This window comes from Pontibacter sp. 13R65 (assembly GCF_047525655.1).
GTDB lineage: Bacteria > Bacteroidota > Bacteroidia > Cytophagales > Hymenobacteraceae > Pontibacter.
Window position 1 is genome coordinate 19,901 of sequence record NZ_JBLIQL010000018.1, and the last position, 15,250, is coordinate 35,150.

At 43.1% G+C, this 15,250-nt stretch carries 8 protein-coding genes; 6 read left to right on the forward strand and 2 right to left on the reverse strand.

The genetic code is table 11. The features are described from left to right. Positions 1 to 198 precede the first annotated feature (198 nt). Positions 199 to 1,695 (reverse strand): hypothetical protein, encoded by a 1,497-nt coding sequence (locus ACMA1I_RS17610; RefSeq protein WP_337069741.1) that lies wholly within the window; start codon positions 1,693 to 1,695, stop codon positions 199 to 201. A 249-nt stretch (positions 1,696 to 1,944) separates the two neighbouring features. Between ACMA1I_RS17610 and ACMA1I_RS17615 the strand changes: the two genes are divergently transcribed. From ACMA1I_RS17615 to ACMA1I_RS17635, 5 genes are all read left to right on the forward strand, one after another. Continuing rightward, the gene (locus ACMA1I_RS17615; protein WP_337069742.1) at positions 1,945 to 3,030 is read left to right on the forward strand and encodes a nucleoside hydrolase; all 1,086 of its coding nucleotides are present in this window, start codon (positions 1,945 to 1,947) and stop codon (positions 3,028 to 3,030) included. A gap of 299 nt (positions 3,031 to 3,329) precedes the next feature. Then, the gene (gene rbsK / locus ACMA1I_RS17620) at positions 3,330 to 4,292 is read left to right on the forward strand and encodes a ribokinase (protein ID WP_337069743.1); all 963 of its coding nucleotides are present in this window, start codon (positions 3,330 to 3,332) and stop codon (positions 4,290 to 4,292) included. A gap of 252 nt (positions 4,293 to 4,544) precedes the next feature. Beyond that, positions 4,545 to 5,546: a multidrug DMT transporter permease gene (locus ACMA1I_RS17625; RefSeq protein WP_337069744.1), complete on the forward strand. Its 1,002-nt coding sequence runs from the start codon at positions 4,545 to 4,547 to the stop codon at positions 5,544 to 5,546. A gap of 791 nt (positions 5,547 to 6,337) precedes the next feature. Beyond that, on the forward strand, positions 6,338 to 7,726 hold the full coding sequence (locus ACMA1I_RS17630; protein ID WP_337069745.1) for an alpha-L-fucosidase: 1,389 nt from the start codon (positions 6,338 to 6,340) through the stop codon (positions 7,724 to 7,726). A gap of 48 nt (positions 7,727 to 7,774) precedes the next feature. Beyond that, the gene (locus tag ACMA1I_RS17635; protein WP_337069746.1) at positions 7,775 to 9,133 is read left to right on the forward strand and encodes an alpha-L-fucosidase; all 1,359 of its coding nucleotides are present in this window, start codon (positions 7,775 to 7,777) and stop codon (positions 9,131 to 9,133) included. A 464-nt stretch (positions 9,134 to 9,597) separates the two neighbouring features. On the opposite strand, the gene ACMA1I_RS17640 is transcribed toward ACMA1I_RS17635, so the two are convergent. Further along, the gene (locus tag ACMA1I_RS17640) at positions 9,598 to 9,762 is read right to left on the reverse strand and encodes a hypothetical protein (protein WP_337069747.1); all 165 of its coding nucleotides are present in this window, start codon (positions 9,760 to 9,762) and stop codon (positions 9,598 to 9,600) included. 36 nt (positions 9,763 to 9,798) lie between these two features. Between ACMA1I_RS17640 and ACMA1I_RS17645 the strand changes: the two genes are divergently transcribed. Then, the gene (locus ACMA1I_RS17645; protein ID WP_337069748.1) at positions 9,799 to 14,253 is read left to right on the forward strand and encodes a cellulase family glycosylhydrolase; all 4,455 of its coding nucleotides are present in this window, start codon (positions 9,799 to 9,801) and stop codon (positions 14,251 to 14,253) included. Positions 14,254 to 15,250 lie beyond the last annotated feature (997 nt).

Below are 15,250 nucleotides of genomic sequence, written 5' to 3' on the forward strand. Positions count from 1 at the left end.
GGGTTCTTCGCCAGAAAGTGTCCCGTATGACATGTCTTAAGACTGGATTTACTAAAATAGCTCCGGAAGGGTGTTTGTATTTGAATAATTCCATTGGCTCATATCACACTTTACACTTCTTAAAATCGTGTCAGGAATCTAGGCATAACCAAGCACACATGTAATTTCTGATACAAAGGTTTAAGCTTAACTTAATTATCATATTTTAACTTCTAGAAAAGGTGTCTTCTGCAAGTGCCCCTGCACCCAGCGTCGGAAGGGAAACTGATGAAGTAACTGGTTTTCGTAATCGTTTTCTTCGAGCTCGGCCAATGCATTGGCATAGTATTGCAAGGCTTTGGTTCGATCCTGCATGTTCAGCCATTTTTTGAGGAACTGTAGTGTTATCTTTTCCAGCGTAAATAGTTTCTTATTCTTTTTCAGCTTACGTTCCACCGATTTTATCTCGTAATGAAGATAATCTTCGTTGTGCAGTTCCATGTGAATAAGCAGGTGCAGCAACCGGCCCAAAACATATAACTGCGACGAGATAAAGGAGCCGGAGGTGTTCAGCACCTCATTTACCAGGTGCAAGGACTTGGAATACTCTTTTACACCAAAGTAAACAACCGCTAACCTGAAGTACATAGCAGCCTGTGTGTTGGGAGGTATAAGGATTTTTTTTGCAAGAAAATTTTCCTCATATTCCCGTGCCGCCGCAACTGCCTCCTTGTGTTTCCCCTGGGCGCTACTCAAACCGATCTGATGAAAATAGACCAGGTGCTGTTTCAGGAGAAGTAAGCTATTCGCAGTTGGCTTTAGCTGCTCCAGTTCGTTTAAGAAGTATGGTATATCAGCATACTGCTTCATAAAGTATAAGTTAGTCAGGATGCCATGTAGTAAATAAATATAATAAACCGGCGAATCGGACCAGAGGCCAGAATTTTCCTGAAACAGTTTATTTAGTTCTTTGGATATCTGAAGACTCATTTCCGGGCTTCCCGTCATTAAAAAATAAGTAGATTGGAAATGAAGATGCAGCTTATCCGATTCAAACGAACTGTACTTATTAGTTGCATTAACCTGCGACTCATCCAGCAGTAAATCATTCAGGCGTGCTGTTTCTTTGTCGCTACGTACATTGCCCTGCTTGTAATAGCGGTAAGTTAGCAGTTCATAAAGGGAGGCATGCCGGTTAATAAATAACTCATGATAGAGTAAGTCATTTATTTTGTCCTGCTTTTGGAGCAAAGCAGTTTCGTCGGTATCCGGAAATTCCAGGTTGGTGAGGTACTGGAGTTCCAGGCGGGCAAACAGGAGGAAATAGCCAAATTTCTCGTGACGATAAGCAAGTGTTTTGGCCTTTTCTATTTCTGAAAAACATAATTCAAAAATTCCCTTGCTAAACAGAATTCGTACATCACCTAGCAAGGTGATCAGCTTGTTTTCTACCGATTTATCTGCTTCGTAGTTGCGGAGGCTGCGCATAAGCATTTTATACAAGTGCTTGGATGCAGGCTCCAGCAAAGCATCCGGGTATATCTTTTTTAGCTTCGTTTTAATTTCCTGAATCGGAATCTGGCCTTTCTCCAGCATATCATACAGGTCACCATACACTTTGTCGCCGGGCTCCCAAGGGTAACTCCATTTAAAATAGCGCTTCTCCGATTTAGAAAGTGTTCTGATTAACGTTGCTAGGTTGTCTAAATTAGCCATAGAAATATGGAATAGGAAGTATTTTTTAGTGGAAGATGCCTCGCAAATGAAGCAATGTGTGATCCTAGAAATGTCTAAATTATAAATTAATTGATGCAATTGAAACTAATTAAATAAATATATTTACAAACGTTCGTTCACCTGGAAGTATAGTAATTGCTAATCGCAGAGCAGGGCACGATGCACCAATAAATACTAACAGGTGCAGGGGGTGAAAGAAAATTAAATATTGAAATTCTAGAATCTTACATGATAAGTAGAAAAAGCAGGCTTCCAGAGGGTTATAAGCTGTTGCTGATTAGTGTTTCAGTCTTAAGTAGTTTGCTTTCTGGCTGTAGCTTGGTACAGCCAAACAAGCAGAAAGATAAGCCTGTTGCACAGGCCGTTGTGCATCCTGTTAAAATAATACTTGATACGGATATGCATACCGATTGCGATGATGCGGGTGCTTTGGCTGTATTGCATGCCCTTGCTGACAGGGGGGAGTGTGAAATTCTGGCCATGATGGTGAGTACGAAAGATCCTTACGCCGCTCCTACAGTAGATGCCATCAACACCTATTACAGACGGCCTGATATACCAATCGGCATTATGAAAGGGGAGGGGGTATATCGTCATTCCGCCTACACGAAAGGTATAGCCAAGGAATTTTCGCATGATTTTGAGAATAATGAAACTGCCCCAGACGCAGTAGAGCTTTACCGGACAGTGCTGGAGGGCCAGGAAGATCAATCTGTGGTAATTGTAACAGTTGGTTACCTGACCAACATCAGCAGATTGCTGCAACTACCTGCTACTGCAGAACGCTTAAGTGGTTTGGAATTAGTAAAGCGCAAGGTTAAAACATGGGTGTGTATGGGGGGCAACTTTATTGGATTTCCGGCCAAAGACGACCTGAAGTTAAGTAACGTGAATTTCCAGTTCGATGCAGCCGCAGCGTATAATGCTATTCATAATTGGCCGGGAGAACTGGTTTTTGCCGGGCGCGAGGTTTGTTCTGTGCCAAGCGGGCTTGCTATCGGAGAAAGCCTTTCTGGAACACCAGCAGATAATCCTGTTCGCAGAGCCTATGAGTTATACTTTGGCGGAGTGGCCAAAAACCGTCATGTAGCAGACCTGGTTTCAGTGCTGTATGCCGTGCGCGGCCTCAGGAACTATTGGGATATTCAAACTGCCGGATACATGGACCTGCAACGCGACATGACTTTTGAATGGAAATTTGACCAGGAGAAGAATCAGGCTTACCTGCTAAAAAAGCCACTGAATGGAGAGTTTAATGACAGGTATGTAGAGGCTGTACTGGATAGTTTGCTGACACAGCCACCACAACATTGAAAAAGCAGTTTTAGTTAAGCAGGTGGCGTAACTGGTAGAAGCACAGAAAGTAATTCCAGTTTTAGTATGGTATGCCGTTCAAGGCTGAGGATGGTTTAAAAAAGATCACTTCTTAAGCTACTAATAATTAAATGCGTGATCTCAAATAAATGTTAATAGGAAGATTAAAAATTCTATATATTACAAACGAATGTTAGTCTGTTAGATGGTCCCTTTCCCCTGACCGGCTGATCCTGCAGAATTAGGGTTAAATGAAATAGAAGGTTTTATTTTAATACAAATTCTTTTTAGCAAATCGTATGCGAGGAAAAATATTGGTAGTTGGCAGCTCCAACATCGACATGGTTATTAAAGCTCCTAAGTTTCCGCTTCCTGGCGAAACTGTACTGGGGGGGAATTTCTTTATGAATCCAGGCGGCAAAGGAGCGAACCAGGCTGTAGCGGCGGCCCGTTTAGGCGCTCATGTAACCTTCATTGCCAAGTTGGGTAACGACATTTTTGGGCGACAGGCCATGCAGCAGTTCCAGCGAGAGAATATTGAGACTCGTTACGTGACTATGGACCCCGATAACCCTTCTGGTGTGGCGCTGATTAATGTGGATGGTAAAGGCGACTACTGTATCTCTGTAGCACCCGGATCTAATGCACAACTTAAACCTTCGGACATAGAAGTGGCCCTGGATGAGGCAGAGGCTGGTACCATCCTACTTCTGCAGCTTGAAATTCCTTTAAATACAGTAGAATATGTTATTAGGGAGAGCTACAGAAAAGGTTTGCGGGTGCTGCTTAACCCTGCGCCGTTCCAGGTACTCTCTCCCGACCTTTTTTCAAAACTATACCTGATTACTCCGAATGAAATGGATGCTGAACTACTAACAGGCATCAGAATTACCGATATGGAATCGATTAGGAAAGCAGCCAGAAAGTTACAATCGCAAGGGGTACCAAATGTGATCGTAACATTAGGTGACCGAGGAGCCTATCTGCTAACTGAAGGCGGAGAGTCCCTGACTCCGGCTCCGATAGTAGAGGCCATTGACACCACGGCGGCTGGCAACTGTTTTAACGGGGCGCTGGCGGTGGCGCTGTCAGAAAATCAATCTCTTGAGGAGGCTGTTTCATTTGCCTGCAAAGTGGCCTCCATTTCCGTAACCCGAATGGGTGCGCAAGCTTCTTTGCCTTATCGCAAAGAAGTTGATATTGTGCCCCCGTCTGCACCAACACTTAGTAGAAAGAAGCAAACTAAAAGTCTGATAAAGTAGAAAGGCAGGATAAAGCATTTAGCTAAAATTTGTTACAGCAGAATGCTCAACACAAAATATAAAGCCCCCTTTCTATTGGCCTACATGTGCGGGCATAGTTAATTTCAGAGCAAAAGACGATTAGTTGTGAGTAACAGCTATTGACCATGCCAAAAGGTATGGCAGGTAGTAAAGTGTGTCCCGTTTGTAATCATACTAATGCTTCCTGCTGGATAGAGTGATTTAAATACCCAAAATTTTAAATTTATAATTATGTTCACGCTGGATAGTTACGGACTGGCTGTTGCCTTCTGCATTATTACTATGATTTGCTGGGGCTCCTGGGCGAATACTCAAAAGTTAGCGGATAAAACATGGCGTTTTGAATTGTTTTACTGGGACTATGTTATCGGAATTGTGCTTGTTGCCGTTTTGCTGGCCTTTACTATGGGTAGCTTTGGGGAGCACGGGAGGGGCTTTTTAGATGATATTGCTCAGGCAGATGCGGCTAACTTACGGGCTGCCATGATAGGTGGTGCTGTGTTCAATATAGCCAATATTCTGTTGGTGGCAGCCATTGCTATTGCAGGTATGTCGGTCGCTTTTCCGGTGGGCATTGGCATTGCTCTGATTTTAGGTGTGTTTGATAATTATGCAAGTAACCCTATTGGTAATGCTGTAGTTCTTTTTAGCGGGGTAGGTCTGGTAGCAGTGGCTATTCTTTTAAACGCAGCAGCTTACAAGCGCTTATCGCGTACCATACAGAAAGTTCCTACAAAAGGTTTACTCCTTGCTGTAATAAGCGGTTGTTTAATGGGGTTATTCTATGGCTTTGTAGCTGGCTCCATGGCCAAAGATTTTACACGTCCCGAAGCAGGTTATCTAACGCCCTACACTGCGGTAGTTATTTTTTCGGGTGGCATTTTGCTGAGCAACCTAATCGTGAACACTATATTAATGAAAAAGCCCTTTGTTGGTGCTCCGGTTTTATTTTCTGCGTATTTCAAGGGCAGTGGCCGCAGCCATTTTATGGGTATATTGGGTGGAGCCATCTGGTGCCTAGGTATGTCTTTTAATATTATAGCTGCTGGCAAAGCAGGTCCTGCAATAGCTTATGGCCTTGGACAAGGCGCAACTATAGTAGCAGCCCTCTGGGGAATTTATATCTGGAAAGAGTTTAAAGCCGCCCCTCAAAAAACCGCAAAGCTGCTCAATTCCATGCTGCTGTTATATGTACTGGGGCTGGTGCTGATCATTGCGTCCCGCTCTTTGTAGAATCTGTTATGTTACATCCAATTGCCGAAATGCCTCCCAGGACATAGGTCCTTGTATAAATGTTCAGTTCTCTACCATTGAATCAGGAAGTGAAATTAAATATATCGCTAATGAATGATAGTTATAATCATTTACATTTATTAGCTCCTTTGAAATGTCTTAAATCTATCTTATTTTTAAGAAGGTGAAATGGCTAGTAATGGTCCTTTTGAGCAGCTAATGCGGCTGAGAGGCAAGACTAAATGGCCTAATTAAATATTTTTCACTTTTTTGTTAACGCTGGTAGCCTTTGCTTACTTTTTGTAATGTTAAAAAATAACATAGTAATCGTAATTAGAAGTGTTGATAGAAATGTCTAATTAGGAACTATTTGGATTTAGTATTGGCTGCTAGATAATTACTTTTATATCAGTACACAGGCTAATTCATTACTTGCCAGAATCACCTCATTAAAAATAGCTCTTAGTGTGGGGAGAGCTTGGAAGAAAGTGGCGTTTTTACAGCTAGTGAACAGTAAAAGTGATGATGTTGCTGCCAAATGGAAATAGGGGAAGAAGAATCGAGGTTTGGTGAGGAAATAGTAATACACCTTTCTAATTAATAGCAAAACGGTCTGGCTGAAGCTGACATCAATTATTCTAATAAAAATGTCCTTCAGGAGGTATTTTGGTGTTGAAACTAAAGAGGGATTAGGTGTTTACTTTTGGTACATCGCAAAGCAATAAAGTAATAACCGTCTGAACGATTTCTAAAAATTGGTCTTTTTTTACAATTTGTATAACCTCTACTTTATGATTAATAGTGTTATCTGTAAAGCTATGCTTCTCTTTCTGGTTTTTTCTTTTTCCAGCGAAAAGTTGATGGCCCAGAAGTACCAGCCAAAATGGAGTTCTTTGGATCAGCGGCCAGTGCCGCAGTGGTGGTCCGATGCCAAGTTTGGCATTTTTGTGCATTGGGGCCTTTACTCTGTGCCTGCCTATGCCCCTGTTAACGAGGTGGAGGGAGTGTACGAGAAGTATGCTGAGCACTACATGAACAGGTTACTAGAAGGTAATCCGCATTTTACTAATTACCAGAAGAAGTTCTATGGGGAAGGATCTACCTATAGAGACTTTGTGCCTCTTTTTAAAGCAGAGTATTTCGAGCCGGATCAGTGGGCCGAAATGTTTAAAAAATCGGGTGCCGGCTACGTGGTGCTCACTTCTAAACACCACGATGGGTACTGCCTCTGGCCAAGTAAACTCAGCCCAGGCTGGAACAGCGTGGAGACTGGGCCCAGGCGTGATCTCATAAACGAGCTTTCAAATTCGGTGCGTAAGGCAGGCTTACGGATGGGTCTCTATTATTCTCTTCTGGAGTGGGATAATCCACTTTACTCGGCTGCCACCATAGATCAGTGGACCACGCAACACATGATTCCCCAAATGAAAGATTTGGTTTCCCGATACAAACCCGAAGTTATTTTTGCTGACGGTGAGTGGGATTTTACCAGTGCCGAGCTCAGGAGCGAAGAATTCCTGGCCTGGCTGTACAACGAGTCGCCTGTTAAAAGCTCTGTGGTGGTAAACGACAGGTGGGGCAAAGAAACACGCAGCAAGCACGGTGGCTATTACACCACCGAGTATGACCTGATTGGCGACGAAGTGAATACCAGCAGAATTGAACATCCTTGGGAGGAGAGTAGGGGCATTGGCACTTCCTACGGCTTTAACCAATTCGAAACCTTAGAGCATTATTCCTCTTCAAAAGAACTTATTCACCTACTGATTAATAAAGTAAGTAACGGAGGCAACCTGCTGCTCAATGTTGGTCCTCAGGCAAACGGGCTCATTCCTGTTATAATGGAGCAAAGGCTGCTGGATATAGGGAGCTGGCTGAAAATAAATGGAGAAGCGATTTATGGAACCAGCGCATGGGGCAACAGGCCTAACAATATGCAGGAGACCGGAGTGTTTTACACTCAGAAAGGAAACGATCTGTATGTGATCTGCACCAAATGGCCACAGGCACCACTGAACATCAACATCAGCAAAACCGATAAAGTAAGCCTGTTGGGATCCCCAGCAAAGGTTAGTTTTAAAGTCTCAAAAAATAAGCTGACGATAACGCCTCCTGCCATTAACCCCGGAAATGCGCCTGGTGAACATGCGTGGGTGTTTAAAGTGGAAAATTTTAAATAGGAAGAGTGCCTGAAGGCAAATTATCACACCTAGTTTTACTTACATATAATGAAACAAAACCTCCTAGCGGCCATGCTGCTGGCCTCGGCTTCTTATGCCTCCTTTGCACAGGAGTTGCCAAAACCAACGGCACGGCAACTGGAATGGCAGCAACTGGAAACAACTGCCTTCATTCATTTTACGGTGAACACTTTTACGGGGAAAGAATGGGGCGATGGCACGGAGAGTCCTGCTATTTTTAACCCAGTCAGTTTTGATGCGCGAGACATGGTTAGAACGCTGAAAGAAACCGGCTTTAAGATGGCCATTATCACGGCCAAGCACCACGACGGCTTCTGCCTATGGCCAAGTGCCTATACTGAGCACTCTGTAAAAAACAGCCCCTGGCGAAATGGCCAAGGCGATATGGTAAGAGAAATAGAACAAGCTTGCCGTGAGTATGGAGTGAGGTTCGGATTTTACCTGTCGCCTTGGGACCGCAACCATCCATCTTATGGAACACCGGCTTATAATGCTTATTACAAGAACCAGCTCAAAGAACTGCTCACCAACTATGGCGAAGTGGCTGAAGTTTGGTTTGATGGAGCTAAAGGCGAGAACGCAAAAGATATGGAATATGACTTCGATGGTTACTGGCAACTGGTGCGGGAGCTACAGCCAAATGCCGTTATGTTCTCCGATGTTGGCCCCGATGTACGTTGGGTAGGAAACGAAACTGGTAACGCCGGCGAAACCTGCTGGTCTACAATAGATGTAAGACCTGAAAACGCGCCAGGTAAAATGTCGCCAACATACCTTAATAGGGGAGACCCCAACGGCAAACTATGGATTCCAGCTGAAACGGATGTGTCTATTCGCCCGGGCTGGTTCTACCATGAAGAGGAAGACAATAAGGTAAAATCGGGGAAAGAACTAGTGGACCTGTATTACCAGTCGGTAGGGCGAAACAGCTTGCTCCTGCTCAACATCCCGCCCAACAAACAAGGGTTATTCTCCGAAAAAGACAAGCACAGTTTGCGGGATTTTAGGGCCATTTTAGATGAAACTTTTAAAGTAAATCTGGCTGAAGGAAAAGTAAAAAAGGCCCTCTTAGATAAACAGTTGCAAACTTTTATAACCTTGCAACAAGAGCAGCCTTATGTGCTCGATTTTAAAAAGTCCATAACATTTGATAGAGTAGCACTGCAGGAAAATATTGCAGAGGGGCAAAAAAATGAATCGGCCCTGCTCGAATACTGGGATGGCAAATCCTGGAAAGAATTGAGCCGTTTTACTACCATCGGGCACAAACGTTTGTTGCGGCTTCCGCTGGTTACAACTTCAAAACTGAGAATAACAGTACTGCAATCGAAGCTTCCGGTTCAGCTTGCCGAAGTCGGGTTTTATAAAGCAGCAGCGGGAGAGTAAAAGAAAATCAATGATCTAACATAGCTATTATATAAGAGCAATCAACCTTAATAACGCTAAAAAACCTCATTTGCAGGGCAAGTCAAATTATTCTAATCAAAACGGCCTCCAAGAGCTATTTTTATTCCCCATAACATAGGGTGTAAGGTGTGGGATGCAGGGTTCTTGCTAGTATAGCCTGCCTCTACTAAGCCTTTCAAAAGTAGTGGCTTTAAATTCGTCCTTGCCAGTTAAATTATTCTAATGAAAATTGCCTTCCAGAGATGAATTGGGCGAAAATAAACTTAGGGGTGTAACAATAACTATTGAAACTCCTTCCTGACGAAATGGAAACAGATGCTGCAGTGTGCTACAATAAATAATGTTCTTGTGTTCTATTTAATCCTACATAATGTCTCTGATCCATTGGGAGGAAGAGTTTTTTGAACCGTAAAAAACTTACGTTAGTTAGATGTTAGATAAGCTTAGAATGGTTTTTTCCTCTTAGTACCATCAAAAGCTACGGCTCTTATGCTCCCTACAATTTTCAGATTGTACTTGTCTTTTCCGGTAGTAAGCAAAGTGTTTACAGTTCTAGCATAGAGCTGCTTTTGCAGTGCCATGTGCACCGGTTCCCAATAGAATTTCATTTATCCTCATCTTATGTTCATTTAAACCGATTCATTATGAAGCAAATTTTCACATGTTTGATTTTATTTATGTGCCTTTGCTATGGGGCACAGGCACAACAGGCGGAGGCTACTCACGTGTGGGAGTTTAATGCTCCTGTCGTCAACAAAAAGGTAGAAGGTTGGGAAATTATAAACTACAACAGCCCCAACACCACGAACGGTATCCTGAACCTGACTGCTGCAACTAATGTGGGCTACCCGAACTTCGAGTATAAAGTTCCTGCTGGTGTAACTATCAATCCTGAGGAGTCGAAGCAGGTAGTAATCAGGCTTAAAAATGGCACGAGTAGCAGGAGGTGCCGCTTTTATTGGGTAAAAGACGGCGTCCAGACCCGGTACGATTTTCTAGTATCAGTGCAAGACACTGATTTTAAGGAATACACAATCGACCTGTCTCATGACAGCCGTTGGAGTGGGAAAATTGATGGGATTCGGTTTCAGATTCCCATGCCCGTTCCTTCCAATTCGCACAATACTATTGTGAGTATAGACTATGTTAAAATTCTGAAAGCACCAGCTGCCCCTGCCCCCATGCCAAATATGTTGCCGGCTCCTTTCGGTGTAAATTTGGCAGGAGCTGGGTTTGCCAATGAAGATTATCAGTATCCCCATGCTGAAGAGCTAGACTATTTTAAGGAAAAAGGGCAGAACCTTATGCGTATATCCTTCAAATGGGAGCGCATGCAGCCTGAGCTAAACGGGCCACTCGATTCTAGGAATTTGAACGATCTGAGAAACATAGTTTGGGCAGCCAGAAAGCGTGGAATATGGGTCTTACTCGATTTGCATAACTATGGCAGGAGAACGGTGAACGGCGTAAACACGGTCATCGGTAATCCTGGCGTCTCTATTGCCGACGCAACCGATATTTGGGTTAAACTGGCACAGGAGTTTAAAGATTTCGGAAACATTTATGCCTATGGCCTTATGAACGAACCCTATGGTATGACACAGCACACACCATGGGTAAATATTGCACAAGGCATGATTGATGGCATCAGGACCATAGATACACATACACCTATTATGGTAGGAGGGGAAAGCTACAGTTCGGCTGCCAGGTGGAAAACAGAAAGCGATAACCTAAGAAGCCTAGTAGACCCTTCAGACAACCTTATTTATGAAGCCCATGTTTATTTTGACAATGATGCCTCCGGTACCTATGTTAGAAATTTCGATAATGAAGGTGCTACGCTCGAAACAGGTGTAAACAGGCTCAAACCTTTTGTGGAATGGCTGCAGCAATACAACCTGCGTGGCTTTATAGGTGAGTACGGTGTACCGGACGATGATCCGCGATGGCTGCCCATACTGGACAGAACCATGCAGTACATGAAAGAGAATCACCTAAACGGAACTTACTGGGCAGCTGGTTCCAGATGGGGAACCTATAAACTGTCTGTACACCCGAATAATGACCTGACGGACCGTCCGCAGATGGCCGTTTTGGAAAAGTATACTTATGCAGATGCACCATTGCCCTTACCAGCTATTACCAGTCCATTAGCTGCAAATTTTAATGTGGCGAACCAGGTAATTTACAAACTAAAGGCTACGAATAATCCCTCTAGCTACACCGTTACAGGGCTTCCGGCTGGCCTCACCTTTAGCAGCAGCACAAACTTGATTTCCGGAACAATTCCAGCCGGGAACCATACCATACAGGTAAGTGCCACCAACGAACATGGTACTGGTGCTGTAAGTGAACTGGTGTTAAGGGGGATGCAGCTAACGCTTCCGGGTATTGTAGAGGCTGAATTTTATAACGATGGTGGCAATCAAGTCGGTTACTTCGACCGTACCATAGGAAATGCCGGAAATGCAGCTTACCGCCACGACGATGTGGATATACGAGTGGCAGACACTCCTTATAATTTTGCTGTTACCAGGTTAGCCACCGGCGAATGGCTGAAATACACTGTTGATGTGCAGCAGGAGGCCAGCTACCGGGTGAGCATGCGCTACGCGACACCTGCCACCAATTCCAGTGGCGTGCTTAAGCTCAAACTAAACGGCAATGACTTGTCGGGAGATATTGCACTGACTCCTACTGCAAACAATAATTCCTGGAATACTGTGGTTTTTGAAATCCCTGTTATTTCCGCAGGGCAGCATGTGTTAGAGCTGTATGTGGTAAACGAAGGGTTTGATTTCGATAGGCTTGAGTTTAACATCAACACAGCTCCCGCTGCTCCCTCTAACTTTACAGCAGCGGCTTTTGGGAGTAAGCAGGTTAACCTTAATTGGGAGGCAGTAAATGGGGCAAGTAGTTATACTGTAAAACGTGCTGAAAGTGAAAATGGGACTTACGAAGTCATAGTTCAGAACTTGACTATGCCGCGTTATGCTGATGTAGCTGTAACTCCAGAAACAACCTATTTTTATATTGTAAACGGGGCAAATATGGTAGGAGAGGGTGCCACTTCAGCTAAAGCTTCGGCTACCACCACTGCCTTTGCCATACCGGGTGCCGTTACAAGTTTGTTTGGTATTGCCGGAGATGGGCGGGTATCATTAACATGGGCAGAACTGCCCGATGTTTCGCATTACCGAATCATACGCTCCACTGTCTCGGGCAATGGATTTGAAGAAATTGCTACAACAGCAGGAGCTCGGTATACAGATACCACTGCCGCCAACGGAACAACCTACTATTACATGGTATCCGCAGAAAATGCCCTAGGCGAAGGTAGTTATAGTGCAGAGTTTGCTGCCACTCCGGAAACCGGCAGATTTAGCTACTGGACATTCGACGAAACCAACGGAACAACGGCTACGGATTCCTGGAGCAATTTGGAGGCAACTCTGAGTTCAGGTGCCAGCTTCGTTAGTGGGAAATTCAAAAATGCATTGGAGCTAAACGGACAAGCAGAATCTTATGTTATGTTGCCACAAGGTGTGGCCAGTTCTTTGAATGATTTTACGATTAGCGCCTGGGTTAAGCCTACCGAAAATGTTAATTGGGCCCGCTTATTCGATTTTGGCTCAAACGCTAACAATACCACCTCTTATATGTACCTGACACCTCGTAACGGAATAAATAATACAGTACGGTATGCAGTTAGAAACGGAAGTGCACCAGAACAACTCATTAATTCTTCTGTTGTACTTGCTCCTAATGAGTGGGTACATCTTGCCGTAACGCAGGCGGGCACTGTAGGCATTCTGTATATCAATGGTACAGAAGTCGGTCGTAACAACAATATTACCATAAAGCCATCACAGCTAGGTAATACGCCACAGAACTACATTGGCAAGTCTCAATTTGCATCTGACCCGACCTTCAAAGGGCTGATAGATGAGCTGAAGATCTATGGCAAGGCATTAACTTCAGAGGAGGTTGTTGAATTAAGCAATCCACTCCTGAACCAGGTCATTTCTTTCAATAACATTCCGCAGAAAGAGATAGATGCCTCTTATTTCAGTCTTTCAGCTACTGCATCCTCCGGGCTCCCTGTCTCGTATTCGAGCTCAAACCCTGCCGTTGCAACAGTAGTGAATAGTATAGTGCAGTTGCATGGAGCAGGTACAACAACCATTACTGCTTCCCAAGCCGGTAATAACAGCTATGCACCAGCAGCAGCCGTGGCGCGTGTGTTAACCGTGGTAAAAAAAGCACAAACCATAGCTTTCGAGAGCATACCTGAGAAGACGCTGGGTAACCCTGAGTTTGTCATTACAGCCACAGCAAGTTCCGGCCTGCCGGTTGTATTCAGCAGTTCTAACACAGCAGTGGCAACAGTAGAACACAACCTTATCTTTATTAGGGGCATTGGTACAGCTGTAATTACGGCAACACAGGCCGGCGACGGTTTCTATGCAGAGGCACAGGTAGCTCAAACCTTGGTAGTGATGCCTGATACAGAGGCTCCTTCAGCACCAACAGCGCTCACTCTTAAAAAAGCTGTTCAACACCAGGTCGAATTAAGCTGGGAAGCATCTACCGATAATATAGGAGTGATCGGGTATGAAGTTTATAGAAACGGTGATAAATTAACATCAGCTTTGGTGACAGGTACTAATTTCCTGGCCGATCGGCCGATTGGGAAACATGTGTATGAGTTTACAGTCAAAGCCGTTGATGCTGCTGGTAATTATTCTTTAGCAAGTAACAATGTATTATTTTATAATGGAGAAATGAAGAATGGTGTGATGGAAACGATACAAAATTTAGCAAATGCTTCGCAAGGAATATCCGCAAGTGAAGAAATGATCGCTTATCCGAATCCTTCAGCGGGAAACCTCCAGGTGCAGGTAAATACTGTTGAGGATGGAGCGGTTACTATACTAATTTATAATACGGCTGGCATTTTAGTTAAACAGATCTATGATGTAAAGCGGGGACCTTACGAAAAGGAGCTTCATCTTAGAGATTTGCCTGCAGGCTTATACTACTTAAAGGTAGAGGTAGGCAGTTTCTTGCGATCTAAACCTATCTTGATAAAATAAAAAATTTGCCAAATCAATAACTTTTTTCACCATTTCTGCCTGCCTTAATATAGTTATCTGTATGTTGTAGAATAGCTGGTAGAATCAATTAGCAATACAAGGGGCTACTCCAATTGGGATAGTCCCTTGTATTGCTATAAAGCACCTGATAAAACAGATTTTCAAAGCATAGCAACTTAATCTTAAAAACCAGAAGAGGTTGAAGTATAGGCTACTGATTATAGTTAATCTTTCTAGCAAAATGCTTTTGATAATTGTTGAATTATAAATCTGTATAGGCTAGATACTGCTAATGAGAAATTATTAAATTAAATTTTTAAAATTATACTATTCAATTATTTATTGTTAGAAATGTCTGATTTTACTACTTTAGTAGCCATCCATATAATTTGACTGACCCTTGCTTTTATGATCTTTACAGGGGTATCTGGTAGTATCAGGCTGTTTGATATATAAAAATTCCTTTTAATTCCTATAATCTGGCCTAGAATAGCCTCTTTACATAGTTCATTTTTGGCCTTTTTACTTTATACAACATTGACTTTGTTTGAGCAGCCAATTCTTAATTTTAAAGATTTAAATAATAGAAATGTCTAAAACGCTTTAATTTAGTAAGAAAGTGCATTTCTATTTATGTAGATTTATTCAACCAATTAGCAAATATGTGAAGTGACACAAACAAATTCACATTTTGAAGGTCATTCGTGTGCGCCTTTTCTACAGAACTTAATTTTCTAAAGTAAAGAACCGTGTCCGGGCTCGTGGGCAGAAATAATAAAATAAAAAACAGTTCGAGAGAGTAGAAAGGAAGCTCTAGTGTACAGCAGCCTATGCTGGCAACATAGTTATTTAACTAAAATAATAATTCTGTATTTGCCCTCAAATCAGAGATATCTATTTGAAGTAAGAAACAAATGTTAGTTCAGGTTTTAAGTCCGCTTCTACCTATTTGCAAGAAAGTTTAGAAATCACCTTTGAGTTTAAGGTTTAACTATTA

Excerpts from the sequence above, each read along its gene's own strand:
- ACMA1I_RS17610 (WP_337069741.1), bottom strand. The coding sequence starts at position 1,695 with ATGGCTAATTTAGACAACCTAGCAACGTTAATCAGAACACTTTCTAAA.
- ACMA1I_RS17615 (WP_337069742.1), top strand. The coding sequence starts at position 1,945 with ATGATAAGTAGAAAAAGCAGGCTTCCAGAGGGTTATAAGCTGTTGCTG.
- rbsK (WP_337069743.1), top strand. The coding sequence starts at position 3,330 with ATGCGAGGAAAAATATTGGTAGTTGGCAGCTCCAACATCGACATGGTT.
- ACMA1I_RS17625 (WP_337069744.1), top strand. The coding sequence starts at position 4,545 with ATGTTCACGCTGGATAGTTACGGACTGGCTGTTGCCTTCTGCATTATT.
- ACMA1I_RS17630 (WP_337069745.1), top strand. The coding sequence starts at position 6,338 with ATGATTAATAGTGTTATCTGTAAAGCTATGCTTCTCTTTCTGGTTTTT.
- ACMA1I_RS17635 (WP_337069746.1), top strand. The coding sequence starts at position 7,775 with ATGAAACAAAACCTCCTAGCGGCCATGCTGCTGGCCTCGGCTTCTTAT.
- ACMA1I_RS17640 (WP_337069747.1), bottom strand. The coding sequence starts at position 9,762 with ATGAAATTCTATTGGGAACCGGTGCACATGGCACTGCAAAAGCAGCTC.
- ACMA1I_RS17645 (WP_337069748.1), top strand. The coding sequence starts at position 9,799 with ATGAAGCAAATTTTCACATGTTTGATTTTATTTATGTGCCTTTGCTAT.